We start from the raw sequence: 7,886 nt of genomic DNA, 5'->3' as shown, positions 1-7,886 counted from the left end.
GAAAATATACATATTAAAATTGTGGTGTAAATTGTTTTTTTCATTGTTGTAAGGTTTTAAAGTAATTTTTTTTATAGATTTGTACTGTTTTAATTAATTATTTTAGACGATAGTTGTATTAAGACTGGAGAAGTCACTACAACCGTGTAGTGGCTTTCTCTTTTTTAGGTAGTTTATTCCATAGGAGCTATTTTAAAGATTAATATTTTTTTTCTAAATGTATTTGAAAACCAATTCCTATATTAAACATCTCTTCTATAAAAACAGCGGTTTTTTAGTGTATAACCAATTACATTCCTACCCCCTACTTGTCACAGGCTGGTTTGCTTCAACTCCGTTTGTCTTGAGCGAGAGTCGAAAGGCTCAGCAACCACACGGAAATAGCTTTTAATACTAAAAAAGGAAATTTATAGCAATTATTTAATTTTCATATAAGCAATTTATAGGTTGGGGTTAAAATCTTTTCTCAGGTTAAATTTATAAAAAAAAAAAAATGATTCGGCAAAATTTTACACTATTTTTTTGTTGAATTTTTAAAGTTTATGGTTTTCCCTTACTTTTAATCATCCAAATATGTACACTTTAACAATTAATTAGTAATTTTAAAATAATGAAAATGTAACTTTTAAGTTTTAGAATCGTCTTTACTTTAAACTAAGTCTTTAATTTAGCTAATCAAAAAAAACAGAAACTTATTAAAACTATTCATTCACATATTGTTCCTAAAGGAATAAATAATATCCGATTACAAGAGTACGCTCCAAAGGTTTTTCATTCGTTTATTCCTTCAAAAAGCGGAATAAAAAAGGCTATTAAAAGAGGATTATTTTTATTGAATGGAGAAATAGCAAAAACTGGAACTTGGATTAACGATGGTCAAGTTTTAGAATTGCTCGAAAATACACAAACCATTCCAAAAATATTTAAATGTAAATTACCTGTTATTTTTGAAGATGATTATATGGCCGTAATTAATAAACCTGCTGGACTAACCGTTAGCGGAAACCAATACAAAACTGTTGCCAATGCCTTGCCATTTAATTTAGGTGAAAGTTCGCAACAAGATGCTTTACAATTTCCAATGCCTGTTCATAGAATTGATAATCAAACATCTGGTTTGCTATTAATTGCAAAAACTAAAACTGCTCAAATTGAACTAGGAAATCAATTTACAAATAAAACTATTCAAAAAAAATATTGTACAATTACTGTTGGAAAAGTTCGTGGCATTCAAGTTATAAATACACCTATTGAAGATAAAACTGCTGAAACAAGTTTTGAAATTATTAAAATTGTTAAATCATTAAAATATGATAATTTAAGTTGCTTAAAAGTTTCACCAAAAACAGGAAGAACACATCAAATTCGTATCCATTTAGCATCTATTGGGCATCCTATTTTAGGAGATAAGTTGTATGGAAATAAAGAAACCCTTCACAAAGGTAAAGGGTTGTTTTTATGTGCTAGTGAAATTACATTTTTACATCCAAAAACATTTAAAGTAGTTCAATGCAAATTAGAGAAAATTCCTCAGAAATTTAATTCAATGCTTATTCGTGAAAAAAGACGTTGGAATACTTATAATTTAAGCAAATAAGTCATTTAAAACTTTTGCCAAACGAATTCCAGCAACTTGCAATTGAGAACGCACTAAACCAAAATTTTCATACACATACTTATAGCCTAATTTATCACCAATCTCAACAGTAGCATACGTTTTTATTGCCAATTTATGTGTTTCGTTTGCCCAATCTACAGTAGTTCCTTTTTGTATAAATTTTATTTGTTCTTTAGATATTTTATCAGCGTTCTCAGCAAGCTCTGTATACGTCATATTAAAATGGTTAATCATGTCAGAATCCCAAACTCTATGCAAATTTGTTCCTTTATTAAACCATTGAACCTGAATAGTATTTCCTCCTTTATCTTCTTTTCTTCCAATATGCATTGGTTGATGCAAATCTCCAATTAAATGAACTAACAATTTTAAATAAAAAGCTTTATCTTCTTTTGTTGCATTCTCATCTTTAATAACCGATTTACATTTTTCAATCCCTGTTACCAAATCTCCATTAGGATTTTTTTCTGAATCATTATAATTAACTCCAAAGGGCATATTTACATAATGCCAAGTATAAAATTTGTTATATCGTTTATCGGATTTAATATCATCTCCAAATGTAGAAACTAAAGCCAAACTTTGTCCATCTAAAAGCGCTGCTATTTTTCGTTTTGTTTTATTTTTTAAATAATCTTCAGCAATTTTACCTATGGTTCTGTGTCCTGTTGCTCCCCAATCTGGTGAACTTGCATTTATTGTTGAAAATGTTATTAAAAAAGCTATTCCTATAAATATTAATTTTACTGATTTCATTCTATATTATTTTTAGCAAAGATAAAATAAAGTTTGTTAAAAATTAGGAAATAGGATAAATATATTTATATCTTTGTGATATCATTTTGATATCATTTAAAATTAAATTATGACACAAGAAAAAATAATAAAAGTAAAAAATGGTTATTTTATGTTGTTTATGCTATTGCTGTTTATCGCCAGCGGTATTTTTAGCATCGTAAAAGGTTCTGAATGGGGTATAGTCTCTCTACTATTAACTATTATTACGCTCCCCGGTTTCTTTTTGATAAACCCAAACACATCAAAAGTTATCTTACTATTTGGTAAATACATTGGTACCGTTAAAGAAAATGGTTTTTACTGGGCGAATCCTTTTTATAGAAAAAAAGATATTTCTTTAAGAGCAAGCAATTTTGATAGTGAACGTGTAAAAGTTAACGACAAGCTTGGTAATCCAATTATGATTAGCACTATTGCTGTTTGGAAAGTAAAAGATACATACAAAGCGGCATTTGATGTTGATAATTACGAGAATTTTGTTCGTGTACAATCTGATGCAGCCGTACGAAAATTAGCAAGTTTATATCCTTATGATAATTTTGAAGACGATGGAAAAGCAGAAGAAATTACCTTAAGAGCTAGTGTAAATGAAGTGAGTGAAGCTTTAGAGAAAGAACTTTCTGAAAGATTAAATATGGCTGGAATTGAAGTTTTAGAGGCTAGAATTGGATATTTAGCTTATGCCCAAGAAATTGCAAGTGCTATGTTAAAACGTCAACAAGCAACAGCCATTATAGCTGCACGTCATAAAATTGTTGAAGGTGCTGTAAGTATGGTTGAAATGGCCATAAATAAGCTAAACCAAAATGCTATTGTAGAATTAGATGAAGAGCGAAAAGCAGCTATGGTAAGCAATTTAATGGTAGTACTTTGTTCGGATAAAGATGCTTCTCCTATTGTTAATACCGGAACTTTAAATCATTAATAATGATCTCATTTTTAATTTATATAACACTTCTAATTTGCATAACTATTTCATCTTTAATTTTTTAAAATAACATGAAAGAATATAAAATAATAAAACCTGAAAGTATGTGGGCTTACAAAGACGCTACTTTTGAAGATATGTTTAACAAATACGCATCACAAGGATGGCGTGTTATAAATGTTGGTTTTGATCAATCTGGAAATATTAGAAAAGCGGTTCTTGAAAGAGATAAAAACAGATAATAGTATGAAGTCAAATTATTCTAAAGTTGGAGCTGGAGTTGCAATTGGTATAGCATAAATGTAGCTTTAAAAAATAGTGCGCTTGGTGTTGCATTCGCTATTGCGTTTTCTACTGCTTTTATTCAAACTTCTAAAAAATCATAACATGAAAGTATTTATTGAAGAACAAAAATTCACTCAACCAATTATAATTATTGGATTATCAGTTGCGTTTATTGTTGCTTGTTTTTCAACAATACAAAAATGGGAAAGTATCTCAAACGGAACTATTGGAGAAAAAATTGCAGGTTTAAGCGGCCTCGTAATAATTATATTAGTTGCATTACTTTTTACTAATTTAAAACTTAAAACTAGGATAGACGAAAAAGGTATTTATTATCAATATTTTCCATTTCATTTTTCATTAAAACTCATTGATTGGAATACTATTTCAAAATGTTATATAAGAAATTATAATGGCATTTCAGAGTTTGGAGGTTGGGGACTTAAATTTAGTTTTAGAAAAAATAAAGGTAAAGCCTTCACAACAAAAGGAGATATTGGCTTACAATTAGAATTGAAAAACGGTACTAAAATTTTAGTTGGCACACAAAAGAAAGAAGAATTGAAAAGGGTTCTTAACACGTATCAACACAAAATATTAACTAATGAAGTATAAAATAAACATTATAATTTTTAGCTTAATTTCTTTTTTATCATTTGGACAAGAAAAAAATTATACAGAATTAGATGTAAGTATTCCAACTGAATCAGTAACAATAAAAGGCACTCTATTAAAGCCTTATTCAGAAAAAAAGACTTCATTAATTATTCTAATTCCAGGATCTGGACCAACGGATAGAGATGGAAATAATTCTATGCTAAAAAATAATTCTTTAAAATATTTGGCTGAAGGATTGATAGCTCATAACATTTCAACATTTCGTTTCGATAAAAGTGTACTTTCCTATTCAAAAGGAGATACACAAAAAATAGATTCTCTTATATTTGATGTTTTTATTGATGAAGCTAAAACAATAATTAATTACTTCAAAAAAACTGAAGCTTATTCTAAAATTATTGTTGCTGGCCATAGTCAAGGAAGTTTAGTTGGGATAATTGCTTCAAAAAATAATGCTGATGGTTTTATTTCATTAGCTGGTGCAGGTAGAACTATTGATGAAGTTTTGATTGAACAAATTGAAAAGCAAGCTCCAATTTTAAAAGATGAAACAATAAAAATTCTAACTGAATTAAAAAAAGGAAATACTGTTAACGAATTTAACCCAATGCTAATTTCATTATTTAATAAACAAGTGCAACCTTTTCTTATGTCATGGATAAAATACAATCCACAAACTGAACTAAAAAAACTTACAATTCCAATATTAATTATACAAGGAACTAAAGATATTCAAGTTAGCAATTTAGATGCCGAATTATTGCATAGAGCAAACAAAAATTCACAACTAAAAATAATTAAAAACATGAATCATTTATTTAAAGAAATTAAAGGTGATTTAAGTGAAAACATGGGTTCATATTCAAATCCTAATTTACCTATTATGAAAGAATTAATAGCTATTATAGTTACTTTTATAAACGAAATAGAATAAAACAATGGCAAAGAAAAAAGCATTTGCATTACGTATAAATGAAGATATGCTAAAAGCTGTTGAAAAATGGGCAGCTGATGAATTTAGATCTACTAATGGACAATTAGAATGGATGCTAAACAAATGTTTAAAAGATGCTAAACGACAACCAAAAAAACCTACCTCAGAAGAATAGACTATTTAAATAAGTAGCTAAAAAAACTCCAAATTTTCATTTGGAGTTTTTTATAAGTAAAATTTACGTCAACCTAAATTTATTTTAGGTTCTTCTAATAATTAGCAATCTATCAGATGAAATTCTGAATTAAATTCTGAATAACGAATTTCTAAGTTTTAAATAACTTTATTTCTTTTTTGGATGCACTAAAGTCATTTCATCAATTAAATTTTGAGCGCCTGCATATTTATCAATAATAAACAACACATAACGAATATCTACCGAAATACTTCTAACAATATCAGCATCAAAATATAAGTCACTCATAGTTCCTTCCCAAGTTGTATCAAAAGCTAAACCAATCATATTCCCATGTGCATCAATAATTGGGCTACCTGAATTTCCACCAGTCATATGATTTGTTGACAAATAATTAACTGGTAATTTCCCGTTTTCAGCATATTGCCCATAATCTTTAGCCTCGTATAAGTCTTGTAATTTTTGAGGAACATCAAACTCATAGTCACCTGGTACATATTTTTCCATAACTCCTTTTAAATAGGTTTTATTTGTATAATAAATACCATCTTTTGGTTCGTAACCTTGAACCATACCATAGTTTACTCTTAACGTACTATTTGCATCAGGTGGAAAACGTTTATTTGGAAACACTTCCATAAGTGCCGTCATATATTTTTTTTGAACTGCGCCAATTTTCATATTTAATTGTTGAAATTTAGGTTCAATTTTCGAATAAAAAATGGTGTGAATTTTTTTTCCAAAAACATAGGCATTATCAGCATTCAACTTTTTAATTACCTCTTCAGCACTACCACTTAGTAGTTCTTCTGCTCCTTCTAAAGTTAATAATTTTGATGTTGCATAAATTGAAGTTGAAAGTGCTTTAAAATCTAATTCATTAAAAGATTCAGGTAAAAATTCTTTTGGCATTTTTTCAGCATATAAACTAACTAATTTTTCAAATATAGGTTGATCTACTATTGCACTATAATTTTTATAAGTTCCTTTTAATCTATTTAAAATAACTGTTCTAGATTTTTCAAATGCAGGCTCTCCTCCTCTTAAAAAAGCTTGTTCTAGTTGAAATGCTTTAAATGTAATTCCTAATAACTCAACGTTTCTGTAAGCAACTTCAATCCAATAATCACGTGCTAAAGAAACACTTTTTATTTCTTTATATAAAGTTTCAAAATCTGAAAGCAATGTATTATAACCCACTAGATCTTTTGCTGCAACTATTTTAGAAAATTCTGCTTCTAACTCTTTCTTTTTTACTAATGCATTTGTTTGGTGAATTCCTTGATTTTCACCAATCCATTTTTTCCAATAATTGGCAATTGAAGCAAACTTTGACGCATATTTAATTTTAATTGCATCATCTTTTCGCATATAAGAATCCATAATTTTTAATGCATTGTCACGTACTTCAATTTTAGCAGGGTTTAATACATTTACAATTTGATCAACAGCAACAGCTGGTAAATACTCATTTGTTCTTCCTGGAAAACCAAATACCAAGGTGAAATCACTTTCTTCAACACCATCTAATGATATTGGTAAATAATGATCGGCTTTATAAGGTACATTATCTTTTGAATAAACAGCTGGGCGATTATTTGCATCAGCATACACTCTAAACATGGAAAAATCTCCTGTGTGTCTTGGCCACATCCAGTTATCTGTATCTGCTCCAAATTTTCCAATTGATGTTGGTGGTGCACCAACTAAACGAACATCTTTAAACTCTTCTGTTACAAATAATAAATATTGATTTCCTTTAAAGAAGGAACGAATAAAAGAATCTTGCCATGCTTCTTTTTGAACATTCTTAGTTACTTTTAAAATATTTTGATTAATTAACTTCATTTTTGCAGCTTCATCCATATTATCCGTAATACCCTCAAAAACTTGTGTTGTTACATCGTCAATTCTTTTTATAAAAGTTGCACTTAAATTTTCATTTGGCAATTCTTCATCATAACTCATTGCCCAAAAACCATCTTTTAAATAGTCATGTTCTATAGATGAATGCGATTGAATTGCACCGAAACCACAGTGGTGATTTGTTAAAAGTAACCCATTTGGCGATATAATTTCAGAAGTACATCCACCACCAAAATGAGCAACAGCATCTTTTAAACTAGAGTTGTTTACATCGTAAATATCTTTGGCAGTCATTTTACTTCCTAATAATTGCATTTCTTGTTCGTTCATTCCTTCCAATAATGAAGGAACCCACATACCGCCTTGAATATCTCTAGTATCAATTTTTTCAGTTTTCTGTGCTGAAATACTTAACGACACAAAAAGAGTCGCAATAAAAAAATATAATTTAAATTGTTTCATTTGATTTTGGTTTTATTTTGTATTTAAGTTTTTACTTTTTTGGATGAACTAAAGTCATTTCATCAATTAAATTTTGTGCTCCAGCATATTTATCAATTATAAATAACACATAACGAACATCAACCATAATGTTTCTACAAATATCAGGATCGTAATTCATATCACTCATGGTACCTTCCCA

Annotated in this window: 9 protein-coding genes; 6 read left to right on the top strand and 3 right to left on the bottom strand. The window is 28.7% G+C overall.

Annotated elements, in window-relative coordinates; genetic code table 11:
• Window positions 1-832: 832 nt before the first annotated feature.
• Entirely contained in the window at window positions 833-1,597 is a 765-nt protein-coding gene (locus QM495_RS09900) for an RluA family pseudouridine synthase (RefSeq protein WP_408671945.1), read from the top strand.
• Here QM495_RS09900 and QM495_RS09895 read toward each other — a convergent pair.
• Entirely contained in the window at window positions 1,586-2,374 is a 789-nt protein-coding gene (locus tag QM495_RS09895) for a S1/P1 nuclease (protein WP_408671944.1), read from the bottom strand. The genes QM495_RS09900 and QM495_RS09895 overlap by 12 nt on opposite strands.
• 109 nt (window positions 2,375-2,483) lie before the next feature.
• Here QM495_RS09895 and QM495_RS09890 point away from each other — a divergent pair, with 109 nt between their 5' ends.
• From QM495_RS09890 to QM495_RS09870, 5 genes are all read left to right on the top strand, one after another.
• Complete coding sequence (locus QM495_RS09890; protein ID WP_408671943.1) at window positions 2,484-3,341, top strand: SPFH domain-containing protein; 858 nt, start codon at window positions 2,484-2,486, stop codon at window positions 3,339-3,341.
• Between the two features lie 74 nt (window positions 3,342-3,415).
• The gene (locus tag QM495_RS09885) at window positions 3,416-3,586 is read left to right on the top strand and encodes a DUF4177 domain-containing protein (RefSeq protein WP_408671942.1); all 171 of its coding nucleotides are present in this window, start codon (window positions 3,416-3,418) and stop codon (window positions 3,584-3,586) included.
• 145 nt (window positions 3,587-3,731) lie between these two features.
• Window positions 3,732-4,244 (top strand): hypothetical protein, encoded by a 513-nt coding sequence (locus QM495_RS09880; protein ID WP_408671941.1) that lies wholly within the window; start codon window positions 3,732-3,734, stop codon window positions 4,242-4,244.
• Complete coding sequence (locus QM495_RS09875; RefSeq protein WP_408671940.1) at window positions 4,234-5,181, top strand: alpha/beta hydrolase family protein; 948 nt, start codon at window positions 4,234-4,236, stop codon at window positions 5,179-5,181. Before QM495_RS09880 ends, QM495_RS09875 begins: the two co-directional genes overlap by 11 nt.
• 4 nt (window positions 5,182-5,185) lie before the next feature.
• Entirely contained in the window at window positions 5,186-5,356 is a 171-nt protein-coding gene (locus tag QM495_RS09870; protein WP_408671939.1) for an Arc family DNA binding domain-containing protein, read from the top strand.
• Between the two features lie 168 nt (window positions 5,357-5,524).
• Here the strand turns inward: QM495_RS09870 and QM495_RS09865 are convergent, their stop codons facing one another.
• Entirely contained in the window at window positions 5,525-7,705 is a 2,181-nt protein-coding gene (locus tag QM495_RS09865) for a S46 family peptidase (RefSeq protein ID WP_408671938.1), read from the bottom strand.
• Between the two features lie 31 nt (window positions 7,706-7,736).
• On the bottom strand, window positions 7,737-7,886 hold a 150-nt coding region (locus tag QM495_RS09860; protein WP_408671946.1), incomplete at its 5' end, for a S46 family peptidase.

The sequence above is a fragment of the Lutibacter sp. genome (genome assembly GCF_046055765.1).
Taxonomy (GTDB): domain Bacteria; phylum Bacteroidota; class Bacteroidia; order Flavobacteriales; family Flavobacteriaceae; genus Lutibacter.
The sequence above is the reverse complement of the archived record's forward strand: the minus strand, read 5'-3'. Positions and strand labels throughout refer to the sequence as shown.

What these genes read in the sequence shown, in the direction of transcription:
- QM495_RS09875 (WP_408671940.1), top strand. Translation starts at nt 4,234, where the DNA reads ATGAAGTATAAAATAAACATTATAATTTTTAGCTTAATTTCTTTTTTA.
- QM495_RS09890 (WP_408671943.1), top strand. Translation starts at nt 2,484, where the DNA reads ATGACACAAGAAAAAATAATAAAAGTAAAAAATGGTTATTTTATGTTG.
- QM495_RS09865 (WP_408671938.1), bottom strand. Translation starts at nt 7,705, where the DNA reads ATGAAACAATTTAAATTATATTTTTTTATTGCGACTCTTTTTGTGTCG.
- QM495_RS09870 (WP_408671939.1), top strand. Translation starts at nt 5,186, where the DNA reads ATGGCAAAGAAAAAAGCATTTGCATTACGTATAAATGAAGATATGCTA.
- QM495_RS09880 (WP_408671941.1), top strand. Translation starts at nt 3,732, where the DNA reads ATGAAAGTATTTATTGAAGAACAAAAATTCACTCAACCAATTATAATT.
- QM495_RS09895 (WP_408671944.1), bottom strand. Translation starts at nt 2,374, where the DNA reads ATGAAATCAGTAAAATTAATATTTATAGGAATAGCTTTTTTAATAACA.
- QM495_RS09885 (WP_408671942.1), top strand. Translation starts at nt 3,416, where the DNA reads ATGAAAGAATATAAAATAATAAAACCTGAAAGTATGTGGGCTTACAAA.